Source organism: Paraflavitalea sp. CAU 1676 (assembly GCF_029223285.1).
In the GTDB taxonomy this organism is placed as follows: domain Bacteria; phylum Bacteroidota; class Bacteroidia; order Chitinophagales; family Chitinophagaceae; genus Paraflavitalea.
On the sequence record NZ_JARHUJ010000003.1, the window covers coordinates 575566 to 592367 of the forward strand.

The 16802-nt window shown below is 47.7% G+C and carries 10 protein-coding genes; 6 read left to right on the forward strand and 4 right to left on the reverse strand.

All coding sequences use genetic code 11. The features are described 5' to 3' along the window. Nucleotides 1-7: 7 nt before the first annotated feature. Both P2H89_RS11305 and P2H89_RS11310 read right to left on the reverse strand, forming a co-directional pair. Nucleotides 8-286, reverse strand: a complete 279-nt coding sequence (locus P2H89_RS11305) for a carboxypeptidase-like regulatory domain-containing protein (protein ID WP_275826850.1) — start codon at nucleotides 284-286, stop codon at nucleotides 8-10. A gap of 522 nt (nucleotides 287-808) precedes the next feature. Then, complete coding sequence (locus P2H89_RS11310) at nucleotides 809-1219, reverse strand: RidA family protein (protein ID WP_275826851.1); 411 nt, start codon at nucleotides 1217-1219, stop codon at nucleotides 809-811. Between the two features lie 336 nt (nucleotides 1220-1555). On the opposite strand from P2H89_RS11310, the gene P2H89_RS11315 reads away from it, so the two are divergent. Next, on the forward strand, nucleotides 1556-2014 hold the full coding sequence (locus P2H89_RS11315) for a DUF4268 domain-containing protein (protein ID WP_275826852.1): 459 nt from the start codon (nucleotides 1556-1558) through the stop codon (nucleotides 2012-2014). Between the two features lie 85 nt (nucleotides 2015-2099). On the opposite strand, the gene P2H89_RS11320 is transcribed toward P2H89_RS11315, so the two are convergent. Further along, nucleotides 2100-3014 (reverse strand): helix-turn-helix transcriptional regulator, encoded by a 915-nt coding sequence (locus tag P2H89_RS11320; protein ID WP_275826853.1) that lies wholly within the window; start codon nucleotides 3012-3014, stop codon nucleotides 2100-2102. A 17-nt stretch (nucleotides 3015-3031) separates the two neighbouring features. Continuing rightward, entirely contained in the window at nucleotides 3032-3826 is a 795-nt protein-coding gene (locus P2H89_RS11325; protein WP_275826854.1) for an SDR family oxidoreductase, read from the reverse strand. A gap of 543 nt (nucleotides 3827-4369) precedes the next feature. On the opposite strand from P2H89_RS11325, the gene P2H89_RS11330 reads away from it, so the two are divergent. The 5 genes from P2H89_RS11330 (at nucleotide 4370) to P2H89_RS11350 (ending at nucleotide 16598) form a co-directional block, all read left to right on the forward strand. Then, nucleotides 4370-7459, forward strand: a complete 3090-nt coding sequence (locus tag P2H89_RS11330) for a TonB-dependent receptor (RefSeq protein WP_275826855.1) — start codon at nucleotides 4370-4372, stop codon at nucleotides 7457-7459. A 24-nt stretch (nucleotides 7460-7483) separates the two neighbouring features. Continuing rightward, nucleotides 7484-8992 (forward strand): RagB/SusD family nutrient uptake outer membrane protein, encoded by a 1509-nt coding sequence (locus tag P2H89_RS11335; RefSeq protein ID WP_275826856.1) that lies wholly within the window; start codon nucleotides 7484-7486, stop codon nucleotides 8990-8992. A 416-nt stretch (nucleotides 8993-9408) separates the two neighbouring features. After that, nucleotides 9409-12699, forward strand: a complete 3291-nt coding sequence (locus tag P2H89_RS11340; protein WP_275826857.1) for a hypothetical protein — start codon at nucleotides 9409-9411, stop codon at nucleotides 12697-12699. After that, nucleotides 12696-14621: a transglutaminase-like domain-containing protein gene (locus P2H89_RS11345; protein ID WP_275826858.1), complete on the forward strand. Its 1926-nt coding sequence runs from the start codon at nucleotides 12696-12698 to the stop codon at nucleotides 14619-14621. The genes P2H89_RS11340 and P2H89_RS11345 overlap by 4 nt, the downstream gene beginning before the upstream one ends. Before the next feature lie 3 nt (nucleotides 14622-14624). Beyond that, a complete protein-coding gene (locus tag P2H89_RS11350; protein WP_275826859.1) occupies nucleotides 14625-16598 on the forward strand; it encodes a DUF3857 domain-containing protein in 1974 nt (657 codons plus the stop codon). Nucleotides 16599-16802 lie beyond the last annotated feature (204 nt).

The following is a 16802-nucleotide window of genomic DNA, read 5'->3' on the forward strand; positions in this document are numbered from 1 at the left end:
ACGCCTTCTACTGCGCACCATATCCCACCACCACGACTTCATTCAACCCTTTGTTTTCAAGAGACAGGACGACATCCTGCGTATTGTTATTGCCTGCAGCAATTTCCTGCGGCACGTATCCGGTATAAGTGATGACCAGGATGACATTTTTGCCAGCAACGCTGATACTGAACCTGCCCTCTTCGGAAGTAACAACACCGTTGGTAGCTCCTTTTTCCATAACAGTTGCACCTGATACAGGTTCGTCCTTATAGTTCCGGACTATGCCGGTTATTACCCGGCGCACAGTTTGGGCTTGCGAAGCCATTTGAAGCCCAGGCATGAAAGGCAAAAGCAAAAAGGTAATCAGCAGGCATTTCGTTAAGACAGGGCACGCAAAGGCCAGGCCCCGTGAAGAACATTTTTTCATCATTAGCTTTTTTGGTAATAATCAGATAGAGATAAAATAATTAGCAGGTATGGTAGCAGGTTCGCTAACTACTGTCGTGCGGGATACAGCAAGTAATGAATGGCATAGCAGTCGTTTTACGTTTGAACTAATAGCACTCCCTCATCGGCCCGTCATGGAGAATAACAAAACCGGGGAAGTAGTAGATGATTGGTCTGGTCTGGTCTATTCTGTTTCAAATATAGAACAATTGCTTATCCCGGGAAAAATATTTTTGGAGTCGGGCCCGGGATGACTAAATAGATAAAGGGCCGTGCGATGTGCCGGCCCTTTATCCAGTATACTTCAACCAGGTAATGCTACCAATTAGTTCGCCATGATCTTCCCCACAGCCAATTTGGTGATGAATTATTGTCTTTTTCAGCTGGCAGGCACGAAGGCTACTGCATCCACTTCCAGTAAGAAATCAGGATTGCCGAATCCGGCTACATATACAACAGTAACCACCGGAGGTTTCGTCATCCCTTTCATTTCGGATTGCGCTGCTTTAAACGCTCCCCCCGCATCCTGACCTTGCTTCAAAAAGATGTTGAGCTTGACTACATCCTTCCAACCCCCACCGGCAGCTTCCAACGCTATCCGGATATTCTTCATCACCTGTACCGTCTGGGCATTCAGGTCACCCCTACCAACCAGTTCATTATTCGACAGCACAGCATCCTGACCGCCTATATAGATCGTTTTACCGCCGCCCTCCACAGTAACAGCCTGCGAAAAGGCCGGGCTTTTCAATAAGCTGTCCGGATTGATATGTTCGATCATTGTTGCCATAGTCTCCTTTTTAGAATTATCAAGTTTATTAACGCGATCGCTATCCGAACAGGATAGCATACCAATAACAGTAAGTACCACAAGTGTTGGCCTTATCATAACAAAGGTTTTGTTGACCCTTACGAAAATAGTGCCACCAGCCAACTGACAGCCCTGACCGATATCGCTTTCAATCCCTTATACAAAGCGGCTTTCACCTATTAACGCAAGAAGGCTGCTTTAAATAGCAGATAACCGTCCCGGTTCCTCCACATTCGCGGACCAGGTTCCCATTCGGAGCCCAATCGCCGGCGCCTCTTTTTTATTTTGAATAATACTTCGAACTTTGCAGTAATAATGTACACACGGGAAGAGATTTCCAGGTTAAAGCAAGCCTTCTGGACGGCTTTTGGGAAATATATGCAACCGGTCCTGTCGGCCGAAGGAATACCGGCAAACTGGATAAACTATAAAACGGGCGCCCCAGGCATTCAGTTCAAAATGGATGCCGACCGGGATCAGGCCGTCATCATGATCCTGCTTTCCCATAAAAACGCCGACGTTCAACTATCCCACTACGATCAATTGGTGCAATTGAAAGCCATGCTCGAAGAAGCCCTGGGAGAAAACGATTGGGTGTGGCAGGAAGCAGCCGTGGATAGCTCAGGCAGGCTGACCAGCGCTGTCAGCAAAACGCTGCCCGGTGTTAATGTATTGAAACAGGCCGACTGGCCGACTATTATATCCTTCCTCAAGCCGCGCATCCTCGCACTGGATGAATTTTGGAGTATGGTGAAGCATTCTTTTGAACAGTAATGGCCAATCAGCGAACCGTGCAGGGGCATGTACGACGGCACCTATGCATTGGAGAAGAACAGCGTGCGCTGATAAGTGCCCCCGGCTAGTTGAACGATTGCCGGAACTCCAGCGGCGACAACTTTGTCTTTATCTTGAATAATTTGCTAAAGGATTGAGGATGTTCAAAGCCCAGTTCGTAGGCTATTTCACTTACGGAGAGATTGGTCGTGGATAGTTTTTCTTTCGCCTTCTCTATTAATTTTTCGTGGATGTGCTGCTGGGCATTTTGTCCGGTAAGGGATCGCAGCATATCGCTTAAGTAGCGGGGCGATAAATGCAGCTGCTCTGCCAGGTATTCTACCGTAGGAAGTCCCTTATTCAACGCGTGCGCGGTTTCAAAATACTCATTCAGCAACTGTTCCATTTTCGACAACAGATCGTGGTTAACCGCTTTGCGGGTAATGAACTGCCGCTTATAGAAACGGTTGCTGTAGTTGAGCAACACTTCTAGGTACGACAACAATACATCCTGACTAAAATCATCGATGGGATTATTCAGTTCCCGCTCGATGTGCTGCAACACTTCCAGAATGGTCGTTCGTTCTTTTTCAGACAGGTGCAGCGCTTCATTGGCTTCATAAGAAAAGAAGCCGTATTTACCAATCGTTTTACCCAATGGATGGTTGCGCAGGAAATCGGGATGTATCAGCAGCGTAGCGCCAAAGAACTCCGCATCTTTATCGATCGCAATGACCTGATGAGGGGCGGTGAATACCAAACCGCCCTCATCATAATCATAATATCCTTGCCCGTACCCTATTCTGCCTTTCAACAATTTCTTGAAAGAGATCTTATAAAAGCCCAATATGAAGGTTTCCGGCAGTAAATGGACATCCACCGCAATTTTTGTATTGTCGATCAGGCTCACCAATGGATGCAGCGGTCCGGGTAACCCCAATTGCTTGTGCAATCCGGAGATAGTTTCAATATTATATGGTACAGGAGCACTTCTTTTCATGTAACCTGCTTTACTGTTTACAAACCTAGAACATTTTTGCCCATTTCTCTCCTGAAGGCCTCATTGCCCACCTCCAGCCGCCTTGCATACAGTGCTTTGGCATCTTCACCGGCCACATACCTCACCTGGTCTTTGCCATCGGTGGCGGCTTCATAAACGACGGCCGCAATCTGTTCGGCAGAGGAGAACTTGTCGACATCAAACAACGACCACAGCTTTTGCATGGCATCGTCGTACGCGGCATGCGTAGGGGCATCGATCGACCTGCCGCCAAAATCGGTGGCGATACCACCCGGGGCAACCGTTTTTACGCCGATGTTAAACAATCCCAACTCAAAAGAGAGACTTTCGCTCCAGCCTTCCAGCGCAAATTTGGTAGCGTGATAAATAGATCCCAGTGGAAATGCAAACAATCCGCCCATAGAAGTCGTGGTGATAAACAGCCCTTTTCTCCTTTTCCGGAAATAAGGAATAAATGCCTGCGTAACCCGCATCACCCCCAGCAGGTTGGTTTCCAGCTGGCGTACGATCTTTTCATCGCTGATGGCTTCCATGGGGCCTACCAATCCGTAGCCAGCATTGTTGAATACCACATCTACGCCTTGCTCAATAGCCTGCTGTACGGTATTGGCGATCTCTTCCGGTTTGGTTACATCCAGGGGCAATAAGGTTACATTATCCAACATCCTCAGCTCAGTATCTTTTTCCGGGTTGCGCATAGTGGCAATCACCTTCCATCCCTGCTGTTGAAACAATTTCGCGGTGGCTTTTCCTAAACCGGTCGAAGCGCCGGTAATAAAGATGGTGCTCATTTTTATTTGTTTTTGTTAGCACAAAACTCGGGCACCCACTACGGGCCGGTGTAACCAAATTGCAGATGGTTGTAGCCAAAATGACATAGGCGACCTTTAACATACAAGTTTATAAGGGGAATACAACTTTTCCTGTTTATGCACCTGCTCAGCAAAGACCCACTTGAAAAGTTGCCCGCTATGCGTATCCGAACGGTATTCAACAAATTATCAAGTCTGATACGATCATCCATCTCATTTGCCACTTAAACTATCCTACCGGTCATTCCAAGTCTACTGTACCGATAGGCTTTACATTTTCAATTATCTTCGCCGCTCATCAACTAACCAACACAGGGCAACAACTATATTATCACCCCCGATAAAAGTTGCATTGCCTGAAGTGCCCGTACCCTTGCTGCCATCGATCTGGTTACGACCCTTTTTACACTTAACTAAAAACATTCTACAGGCCCTTACAAAGGGTTTGCATGGATTGCATTGCGCCATCATCAATGATCGGCGGCGCAGCGATGACCGTGTCTATTAACAATTACCATAAGTATGCTACAAAAACAAAACTTGCTCGCACTGCTATTACTATTCAGTACCGGGCTATTGGCACAAACCAGGCAGGTACGCGGCGTAGTACTGACTGCCGAGACCAGGCAACCCCTCGAGGGCGCAACCATCGCCGTGAGCAAATCAACCCGCTCAACCGTTACCAACACCCAGGGACAATTCCAATTGGAATTGCCCGATGACAAAGCCGTACTGACCATTTCATTTGTGGGAAGAGAAAATGCCGAACTGGAAGTAAAGGCAGGTCAAACAGACATTACGATCCTCCTGAAGACCGGCAACAACACCCTGGATGAAGTAGTAGCCGTTGCCTACACCACGGTGAAGCGCTCCGGCTATCCGGGTGCCGTGACCACCATTGCTGCCGACAAGGTAAACAACCGGCTTACCCCCAACATCACCAATGCCCTGCAAGGGCTGGCGCCCGGCATTCAAACTACTTCGGCCAACGGGCAGCCCGGCAACAGTTCCACCATCCGCATTCGGGGTGTAGGGAGTATCAATGCATCGAGCGCGCCGCTGTTTGTAGTGGATGGCGCTCCTTATGAAGGCGATATCAATGCGCTTGATCCCGCCGATATAGCCACCATCAATATTCTTAAAGATGCCACGGCCGCCAACCTCTATGGATCGCGTGCCGCCAATGGGGTGATCCTTATCACGACCAAACAAGGCAAAAAAGGCAGCGACGTGGCCATCAATGCAACCATCAACCAGGGATGGAGCAGCCGCGCCGTCAAGGATTATGACAAGCTTGGCACTGACCAGTATTTTGAACTGTACTGGGAGGCCTTGCGCAACAAAGCGCTGACCAACGGACAAACAGCAGCACAGGCTGCCGCCACCGCGAGCGGTAAGATTGTTGCTGATCTCGGCATCAACCCTTATGGCACCACCTTTCCGCAGCCCGTAGGCGCCGATGGAAAGATCGTAGCCGGCGCACGCCCATTGTGGAACGACGATTGGGAAGAAGGCATGCTGCAGAATGCACAGTATACGCAGGCTCAGTTGAGCTTTGCAGGAGGCAGCGACAAATCGACCTACTATATAGGCGGCGGCTATACGAACAACCAGGGGGCTTACCTCGCGTCGGGATTTAAGCGCTACAATTTCAGGAGTAACCTAACCCTGCAGGCGAAGCCCTGGCTGAAGATCGGCCTCAACCTCAGTGGCGCCAGCACTGCACAGGACTACCCTACGTCTGCCGACTCCAGGCAAACCAACGTGGTACTGTTTGGCCGCACCATACCCAGCTTCTACCCCATTTACCAGCGCAATGCCGATGGCACGTTCAAGCTCGATGCCAGTGGTCAAAAGCAATTTGACTATGGTGCATACCGGCCAAACGCAGCGCTTACCCGCTACAACCTGATCGGTTCGCTTCCGTTGAACAAATCACGGAATACGAATGAGAACCTGTCTGCCAGAACTTTTCTGGAAGTAGCCGTCACCAAAGCATTGAAAGTAAAGACCAGCTTCAACCTGGATTATATCAACAGCAACTCATTGTATTATACCAATCCATTGGTGGGAGAAGATGCTGCTATCGGCGGAACGGTGAGCAAAAGCAGTAACCGTTTTCTCTCCTATACCTGGAACAATATCGCAACGTATGACTTCGACATCCAATCGGTCCACCATATCAGCTTGCTCGCCGGTCAGGAATATTACAAGTTAAATAACAGCGGGCTCAGTGGAAGCCGGCAGAAATTTGCCCTGCCCGATCTGTATGAACCCGTCGCGGCATCGCAACTGATCGATTTCTCGGGCAATGCAGACAATTATGCCAAGCTGAGCTTCTTTGGCCAGGGACAATACAATTACCTGGGCAAATACTTCTTCACCGCTTCTGTACGTCGCGATGGATCATCCCGCTTTTCGCCCGATTCGCGCTGGGGCACCTTCTGGTCGGCCGGTGCCTCCTGGCGCCTGTCGGAAGAAGATTTCCTGAAATCGGTGAATTGGTTAAACGCCTTGACGCTGAAGACGAGTTACGGCGCCTCCGGCAACGATAATATTTCCGGCTACTATGCCTATCTCGCATTGCACAGTATCAAGAACAACCTTGGCAACGGTGGCGTCATCACCTCCCGCCTGCCCACACCTGGCTTGAAATGGGAAAGCAACCTCAACCTCAACGTAGGCATCGACTTTGGCATACTCAAGAACCGCATTTACGGTACCGTCAATTATTACAGAAGAACCAGTAAAGACCTGCTGTATTCCAGACCGCTCGCCGGCTCTACCGGCTTCACCTCCGTAAGCGCCAACATCGGCGAGTTGCGCAATACCGGTGCAGAGCTGGAACTGAATGTAGTACCCGTTAGCAACCGCGACTGGAGATGGACGCTGGGCATCAACGTGGCACACAACAAAAACGAGATCACCTCGCTGCCGCAAAAGGAGATCATCAGCGGCAGCAAAAAGCTGATGGTTGGCACCTCCGTGTATGATTTCTTCCTGCGCGAATGGGCAGGCGTGGATCCCAACACCGGAAATCCTTTGTGGTACCGCACCACGGCCGATGGCAAAAAAGAAACCACCACGACATACGCACAGGGCACGCAGTACTATGCAGGCTCTTCCCTGCCCGACGTAACGGGCGGCATCACCAATTCGCTACAATATAAACAATTGGAATTATCGTTCGTGCTTTCATACAGCCTGGGCGGCAAGGTGCTCGATGCCGATTACATTTCACTGTTGACCGGTGGTCCATCACCGGGCCGCAACTGGTCTACAGAATTGCTTAACCGGTGGACACCCGACAACAAGAATACCAATGTGCCCCGCGTTACGACCGACGATCTGGCCTGGACCTCCACCTCAACGCGGTTCCTTTACGATGCCACTTATGCGCGCTTGAAGCAGGTATCGCTGGGATACAATGTACCGGCCAGCCTGCTGTCGAAGATCGGACTCAAGACTGCCAAAGTATATGGATTGGCCGAGAACCTGCTCACCTTCTATGGTCACCAGGGTATGGACCCCGAACAGTCGGTCGATGGCACCACCTATTACCAGTACCCGCAAATGAAAACCATCTCTGTAGGCCTGCAGGTTGGCCTGTAATGTTCACCTCAAATCAACTCTTTTATGAAACTATATAGATCACACTTGTTCATAGCCCTGCTGGCCATCGGCTCAACAGCCTGCAATAAGCAGCTCGATACCTCCCCCTCCAACGCCGTTCCGGAAGAGATCGTGCTGAAATCCGTTGCTAACCTCACCGCCCTGTCCGAAGGTACCTGGGCAGCCATGATGGACGATTTCTACGGCGGCACCTTTGGCAATCCCGGCTATAAGACCATTACCCTGGTCAGTGAAGCGATGGGCAACGACGTAGCATTGATCACTACCAAATACAGCTTTGCGCCGGTATACCGGTTCACCCAAATGAGCGACAAGACCCAAAGCCGGTTGAACGCCATCTGGAACCAGTTGTACCGCATCATCAATAACAACAACATTATCATCGCCAACGTTGACAAGGTAACAGGCGATGCGGCGGCGAAGAAGGTATTGAAGGGCCAGGCGCTGGCACTAAGGGCCAATACCTATCTTACGATTGCCTCCTTCTATCAGTTCTCCTACCTGAAGGATTCATTGACCAAAACGGCGCCGATCTATACCACCCCCACTACGGATACCACAAGGGGTAATGCGAAAGCAACGTTGAAAGAGATCTATGCACAGGTTTTTGCCGATCTCATCGAAGCAAAAGGGTTACTGGAAGGTTACCAGCGCGTTGCCAAATACAAGATCAATGCCGATGTAGTGAACGGATTGCTGGCACGTGCTTACCTGAATACTGGCCGGTGGACACTCGCGGCCGAAGCAGCCAACACTGCCCTGAAGAGCTACCCATTGATGCCACAGGCCGATTATGGCAAGGGATTCAATGATGTCAATAATTCAGAGTGGATCTGGGGGCATCCGGAAATTCCCAGTCAGAGTGATGGCAGCTACAGCTTTCACTTCCTCGACGTATCCTCTGCATCGTCTTATTACTACAGCTTTATGGCCGATCCTTTCTTCGGTGAGTTGTTTGAAGCTGGCGATATCCGCAAAACACTGTTCTCGTGGGATGGAAATCCCGGCCGGGAAGGATGGCTCCAATACAAGAAATTCAAGTTCCGGGCCGACCAAACGGGTGACCTCGTGCTGATGAGAAGCGCAGAGGCACACCTGATAAAAGCTGAAGGCTATGCCCGCGAAGGCAATATCACCGATGGGGCTGCTGCGCTCAACGTGCTGCGTACTGCCCGTGGAGCCAGCGCCTTCGATCCTGCCGGCGCCAGCAAGGAACAATTGATCGAAGCAATACTGGTAGAACGCCGGAAAGAATTGTGGGGCGAGGGGTTTGCATTGGCCGACATCATCCGCAACCAGTTGCCGGTTGTTCGCAAGCCCTATGTAGATGCTGGCGGTGCCGACCGTATTGTAACAGTCACCACACCCGACGGAAAAACCAAACAGGTACCGGCTAAATACCACTCGGCGTTCAAATTTGCAGATGGCAAAGACTTTACCGCCAATAGCACTAACTATATTTTCGTGGTACCGCAGGCAGAAGAACAAAACAATCCCAACCTGCTCAAATAACAGTCATCACCCAGGACGATGTAAAAAACTTACAGTAACCGGTTCCTCCCCAAAAAGGGTGTCTCACTTTTGAGACACCCTTTTTTCAGTCGGCTCCAATAAGCCCTTGCAGCGGAGACAGGATCGATATGCGGGGAATAATGCCTGGTGTATATTTTGTAAAAATCTACAGCCCTGGCGGCAAAATCAACACCACGTTTCAGGTTGTGAAAAGATAACCGTCTTGCACACTTATCGGCCAAAACTGCACGGTTTCCACCCAAATCTGCACACTTACGCATTGAAGGCTGGTTTTACGGGTATAACCTGATGGGGTCTAAAACGTTTAACCTTTCCGGGTATGCAAAATAATACCTGTAACAAGTTCGTTGTTATGAACTTACCGTTATTTTCACTTATTAATGCCCGTAATCGTAATGAAACCACGAATAACCCTGTTGAGTCTACTCTGTACTATCGGCCTTTTCGCAAAAGCACAAAACAAGGCCAAACTCATTAACTCTGGCGAAATCATCCAAACCGGGGTCAAATTATACGATGACGGAAAGTATAAAGAAGCGCTCAGAGAATTTCAAAAGGTACCCCTGGGCGATACAAATTATGTAATGGCTTTATATGAAAGCGCCCTGACCTGCTCTGCCGATAGCCAGTTCACCGCCGGCATTCGATACTGCGAAGAAGCGCTTTCATTAAAAACAGAACGTGAGCGTTGCCCCGAACTATTGGCACAGTATGCGTCCTTATTGGATTATTCAGGTCAGCAGGCACGTTCCCTGCAAATTTTCGACTCCGCCATTGCCCTTTACCCCGTTTATGTAAGTCTTCATATCAATAAAGGAACCACGCTTCTGCGGATGAAAAAATACGCAGAAGCTGAAAAAGTATTTCAGCAGGCACTACTGATCAACCCATATGCCTCCAGTGCCCATTATAAATTGGGCATCAGTGCCGTCAACCAGGGAAAGATCATTCCCGCCTTTTTCGGTATGCTGGGTAACCTGACGGTTGATCCAGACGGCAAATTCGCTAAAAACGCCATCAACATGCTTAGTGAAATAGCAAAGAGTAAGGATGATATTATGGAATTGGTCAATAAACGCCAGGAAGATCCCTCCGACAACTTCCGGTTGATCGAGCAAATTGTACTCTCGAAAATCGCATTGGATAAGAACTATAAGGCCACCATCGACCTGGATGATCCCATCCCCAGGCAAATGCAGGTTGTTTTCGAGAAACTATCTTACGATGAGTCCGACAAGGATTTCTCCATGCAATTTTATGTTCCGTTGTACAAAAAGATCTTTGACGACAAGAATTTTGAGCATCTCGTGAACTATATGTTCTCTGATGTTAACATCCCGGCTATCCAGAATTATAACAAGAAAAAGAAAAAAGATATTGAGTCCTTAAAATCCGATATCATTAGTTACCTGAACCAGATAAGGGCCACCCGCCAACTACAAGTTTCAAAACGTACCGCCAATGGCGCTATCTACCACTTCGTCGATGGCCGGCTGTTTGGAAAAGGCGTTGCCCCTAACAAGGACCTGCTCACAGGCCCCTGGGTGTTCTATTACGGCACAGGCAATAAAAAGGGAGAAGGCACCTATAATGAAAAGGGAGAAAAGGAAGACACATTCAACTATTACTATTTCAACGGTCAACTGAAAGGTCAGGAAATTTATAAGGGCGGCAAACAGGAAGGAGCAGAAACCTACTACTACGAGAATGGGATCGTTTCATCGCGTGCTACCTATAAAAATGGCGAAGCCCACGGAGAACATACCGCTTATTATGAAGAAGGCAACATCAAAATGATCCAGCACTTTTCGAATGGCAAACTGAACGGAACCAAGAAAACCTTCTTCGAGTCGGGCATAACCCAGTTGGAAGAAAAATATACTGACAACAAACGTAACGGGCCCGCCAGGACCTTCTACGAAAATGGCCAGCTCGAAACCGAGGGTAGCTACACGGATGATGAACTGAGCGGGCCATTTAAAGTATGGTACAATGACGGTACATTATCGATCGAAGGGAACTATGGTCAGGGTAAATTGACCGGCCTCTTGAAACGTTACGACGAAAATGGCAAACTTAAAGCCACTGAAAATTACAACAATGGCATACTGGAGGGGGAATACGTTAGCTATTATGATAACGGGCAGGTAAATGCCCGGTATATCAATAAGAAAGGTAAAACTTCAGGAGATGTACAATACTTCGACAAGGACGGGAAACTTTATTCCACGCTCACATTTGATGAAGATGTGGTGAAGACAGGCCGTTACTTCGACAAAACCGGCAAACAGATCAGTATGTCGGAAATGAGCAAAGGGAAAATGGAGATGCTCACCCTCAACCCCGATGGCACCAAAAAGATGTTAACCGTCTACAATTCAAAGGGAGAAATAGATGGCAACCGAACCTACTTTTTTGGTTCCGGTAAAGAACGAGCCCAGGAAGTATATAGCAAGGGTGAAATGAACGGAACGTCGGTTTCTTTTCATCCAAATGGACAGAAGCGGAATTCAGAACCCTATGAACACAATGAAAAAACGGGCTACTATACATCCTGGTATATCCATGGCGCTACGCAGGAAGAAGGTTGGTACGGAGAGAGCATGTTGCAGGGAGAATGGCTCAACTACGACGAACTCGGCAACCTGACCAACCGCAGCTGGTACCTGAACGGGAAAATAAACGGACTTAAAACATCCTACTGGCCAAACGGGAAAAAGCATACCGATTATGTCTACGAAATGGGCAAATTACTGGGCTTCAGTGAATACGATACAACAGGTAAGCTTATTAATGTGATGCAATTCAAAAATGGCAATGGAAAATACACTACACACAATGCCACAGGCAAGAAATCGGGTGAGTGTGTTTTTGTGAACGGCAACATAAACGGACAGTTCAGATCCTATTATTTCGATGGTTCGCCCATGACCGTTCAATACTACAAAAACGGACTGCTGGATAGCACCTATACCGTATATAATTATAGTGGAAAAGTGCAAACAGAAGGCAAGTATAAATTGAACGAGAAAGTAGGCTCCTGGAAATATTACCGCGCAGACGGAAGCCTGTCCTACACAGAAGAATATAAAGCCGGAAAATTGCACGGAAAGGCCATTTTCTATTACAAAAATGGGAAGCCAGATACCGAAATAACGAACGAAAACGGCGAGCGCCATGGCCTCTATAAACGATTTGCCCAAAGCGGTGAGTTAATGTACCAATTGCGCTATGAAGAAGGAGCACAAATGGGTTACAGCTACCTCGACAAAAACGGCCAGCTGGTACCGGAAATTCCTTTCCTGCAGGGCAATGGTAAACTAAAAGCCTACTTTGCCAATGGTACGGTCTCTGCTATCATGGAATATGTAGACGGTGTTCAAAATGGCCCTTTCACCCTTTATCACACCAATGGCCAGGTAGCAGTAAACGACAACGAGGTTTTCGGAGTTACAGAAGGGCTCCGCAATGAATATTACCCCGATGGGAAGCCCAGGTCGGTATATAATAACCTGCACGATAATTATCATGGCGCTTACAAAGAGTATAACACAAAGGGCATTGTAGTTGAAGAAGGAAATTACTACAACGGCGACCTGCACGGCGAACAACGTTTCTATGATGAAACCGGAAAGCTTAAACAGGTTAGAATTTTTTATTACGGTCAATTGTTGGAGGTAAAATGAAACCATTTAAAAGAATAGCATCCATCCTGCTAATGGTTGGGTTGGGAGGCGCCCTGCCGGTTGCCGCCCAAGAGGTAGAAGAATTGAAGAGCAAATATCCGGGCCACGAAGCGGTATTACTTCATGCATCCACCCAATTCAGGATATCACTCAAAGACGGAGAACCCTATGTGGAAAGCAAAGAAAGCGAGCAGGTGATGTTCCTGTCGTCCGATGCAGCCGCCTATCTCGGCCGATATGGATTCACGACCAGCAGCTTTCATGAGGTAACGGAATATGAAGCCTTTACCCGCACCGCTGAAAACAAAAAAGTAAAAGTTACCAGTTTCAGAACCGGCGACATGCAATCGGGCAGCGTATTCTACGACGATGTAAAACAAACCGTATTCGATTTCCCCGCCATCGGGCCAGGGGCTATCGGCGTATTGAACCAGAAGGCTATTCACAAAAAGGCCTACCTGCTTTCTCCGCAGTATTTTGCGCGCAGCATCCCGGTAATAAATAATGAGCTCACGATCTCCTTTCCAAAAGATATGTCGGTTAAGTATGTCTTTAAAGGATTGGACACCGATAAGATCCTTTTTACCCAAGATAAAAAAGGCGGGGAGATCACCTACAAATTCCAGGCAAAGGACCTGGCCCCGCTCCAAAAATATCCCGACGCTCCCGGCAGATCCTATTATGCACCCCACGTAATCTTTTATATTGAAAAGTATAAGAATGACAAAGGAGTGGACGTAACCTATCTCGCAGACACCAGCGCACTCTACAAACTGAATAGTAGTTTCGTAAAGGAAATCAACAAAGAGGTGGGCCCTGAATTGAAAAGACTTGTAGACTCATTGACCAGGGGCATCAATTCGAAGGAAGAAAAAGCACGCCGTATCTACCAATGGGTACAGGGGCATATCAAGTATATTGCCTTCGAGAATGGCATGGAAGGTTTTATACCCCGCGATGCAAATTTTGTATGCAGTCGGCGATACGGTGATTGTAAGGACATGAGTAGTATCCTCACCATGATGCTGAACACTGCCGGAGTACCTGCCTACTATACCTGGATCGGAACACGGGACCTCCCCTATTCCTACCGCGAAACACCGCTGCCGCTGGTCAGCAATCACATGATCTGCACCATACAGCTAAAAGAAGGAGAGTTCATATTTTTAGATGGAACCGACCCTACCTGTATTTTTGGAATTCCATCCGAAGGCATTCAGGATAAAGAGGCCATGATTGGGATGGGCCCGGATCAATTCCGGATTGTAAAAGTGCCCTCTGCGACAGGGCCGGTTAGTATAAAAACCGATTCCACCTTCCTGCAAATCACCGACAAGGGAATAACAGGCACCATCAAGCAGCATGTAACAGGTTATTTCGCGATGAATACCCACGGCCTGTTAAACTATTACAATGCCAGGGATAAGGAAGAATATATGAAAAGCCGCTTTTCCCGCGGCTCTAACAAATTTCACCTTACCGGATACGAGATCACCGATCAGTCGAGCAAAGAATATGTCACGCTCACCGCAAAATTTGACTTACAGGATTATGCCCGCAAATTGGGAGACGAGTGGTACATGAATATGAACCTGCTCAAGCATTATGAACATGAAGAGATCGATTACCCAAAGCGAAAGATGCCTGTCAAGCTCGATTTCCGGTTTATTGACCGGTATGTGACCGTACTTACCATTCCCGATGGCTACCAGGTGAGTCATCTGCCGAAGGGAAGATCTTTCCGGAATAATGCCTGGGGGTTTGCCCTCAATTATGAACAAAAGGGTAATGCCATCATCCTGACCCAGGAATTTTACAACGACCACCTGATGGTAGAACCCAGTCAATTCAAAGAGTGGAATGAGGTTCTCGAACGCCTTTTTCCCCAATACAAAGAATCCATAAGCATCTCTAAAAAATAGTACATGTCAAACTCGCTACAGAAACTATTGACCCTCGGCCTGCTGGCTTGCCAGCTACAGGCATTTTCCCAAACCACTCCCTCCATTGAACGGGAACAATGGAGTGGCAGTAACGTCATTCAAAAGCTCGACAGCAAGTACAACAACGAATCGGCCGTTATACTACTCGACAAACGCCGCGTAGAATTCATAGACGGGAAAGATGAAGTGACCTCCTATAAAACATTACACAAGCGCATCCATATTAATGACGACAAGGGTATTGAAAGGTTCAATAAAGTGTACCTGCCCGTGAGCTCAAGCAATGAGATCGTCGACATCATGGCACGTACCATCCTGCCCAACGGTAAGATCATAACGGTCGACAGTAAGAATATCCGGGATTTGCAGGAGGGCGAACAACGCTATAAGATCTTTGCTATGGAAGGTTTGGAAAAAGGCTGTGAGGTCGAGTTCTACTATACCTATAAAGCATTTGTCTCTTACTTTGGCAGGGAAATTATTCAAAACAATTATCCCGTTTTAGCGGCGCAGGTGATCGTGGTATCCCCCGCCCGGTTGATCTTTGAAACAAAAGGCTATAACCAGGTAAATGCAGCAAGCGACACCACGATCGTTGACAAACGGATCATTACCGTTAACCAGGCGGATATTACCGGCGTGGATGAAGAAAAATATGCTAACTACACGGCCAATCTCAAAAGGGTTGAGTACAAGTTATCGTACAACGCCAGCCGTAGCAAAACAGAAAGAGTATTTACCTGGAATGAGTTGGCAAAAAGGGCTTTCTCCATCTATGGAACCTACTCGGACAAGGAAATAAAACGGGTAAATGATCTGATCAGCAGTAATAACTGGAAGAAAATTGAAGGGAACGATGCCACCGTTGTGGTCGCTGTTGAAAACCACCTGAAAAAGAACTTCAGCACAGAGGAGAACCTCAACGACGAATCGGCTGAGAACCTGGAAATGATCATCAGGAACAAGATATCGAGCCATCGGGGCATCCTGCGACTTTATGGTGCGGTTTTCAAGCAATTGAACATCGAACATGAATTTGTAATGTGTGGATCAAGAGAAAACTTCGAAGTCGACAGAACTTTTGAGAACTGGAACAATTGCGATAACCAGGTGATCTATTTCCCGAAGCTGAAAAAATATATTGCCCCTACCCTATTGGGTATGCGTTACCCGCTCATTGACCCTTCGTGGGTAGGCACCAACGGCATTTTTTGTAAAGGAACTACCATCGGCAACTTCACAACAGCACTGGCCGATATCCGTCGCATACAGGGGGAAGATTATAACTGGTCATACAACAATATTGAAGCGAAGGTTCGCCTCGATGCCTCTCTGGATACCCTTATCGTTCAAAGCAAGCAATTGTATGCCGGTTATTCCGCTGTTTATTATCGACTCAGCTTTAACTATGGCCCCGCCGAACAACAACAGGAGATGCTCAAGGAAATGGCAAAATTCGGCACCAATTCCGAGCGGGTGATCACTTCAAAAGTGGAGAACAAGGAAATGGAAAGCATCCGGGAGAATAAACCTTTTGTGCTCGACCTGCAAGTGAATGCCAGTGAACTGGTAGACAGAGCCGGCAATAAAGTACTGGTCAAGATCGGTGAGATCATTGGGCCACAAGCCCAAATGTACCAGGAAAAGCCCCGGCAATTTGCGATGGACGTTAACTATCCACACGTGCTGCACCGAACCATTGAGTTCGTACTACCGGCTGGCTATAGGGTAAAAAACCTGAATGACCTCAATATCAGCAAAGTTTACCGGGAAAACGACCAGGTAACGATGGGTTTTGAATCATCTTATAAATTGGAAGGTAATGTGGTAAAAGTAGATGTCATGGAGGAATACCGGAATATCCATTACCCGATAACACAATACGAAGAATTTAAAAAGATCATCAATGCAGCGGCAGACTTCAATAAGGTGACGCTGGTATTGGAACCTCAATAATTTAGAAAACCAGGGCAGAAGAACAAAACAATCCCAACCTGCTCAAATAACAGGTACAATCCCGACCATGTAAAAAACTTACAATAACCGGTTCCGCTAAAAAAGCTTCACTATACAGTGAAGCTTTTTTTGTTGATCGTTATCTCCCGGCCCCCCTTCAAGCTACATAAAGTGCGTTCTATCCGATTGTGCTATAAAAAACAA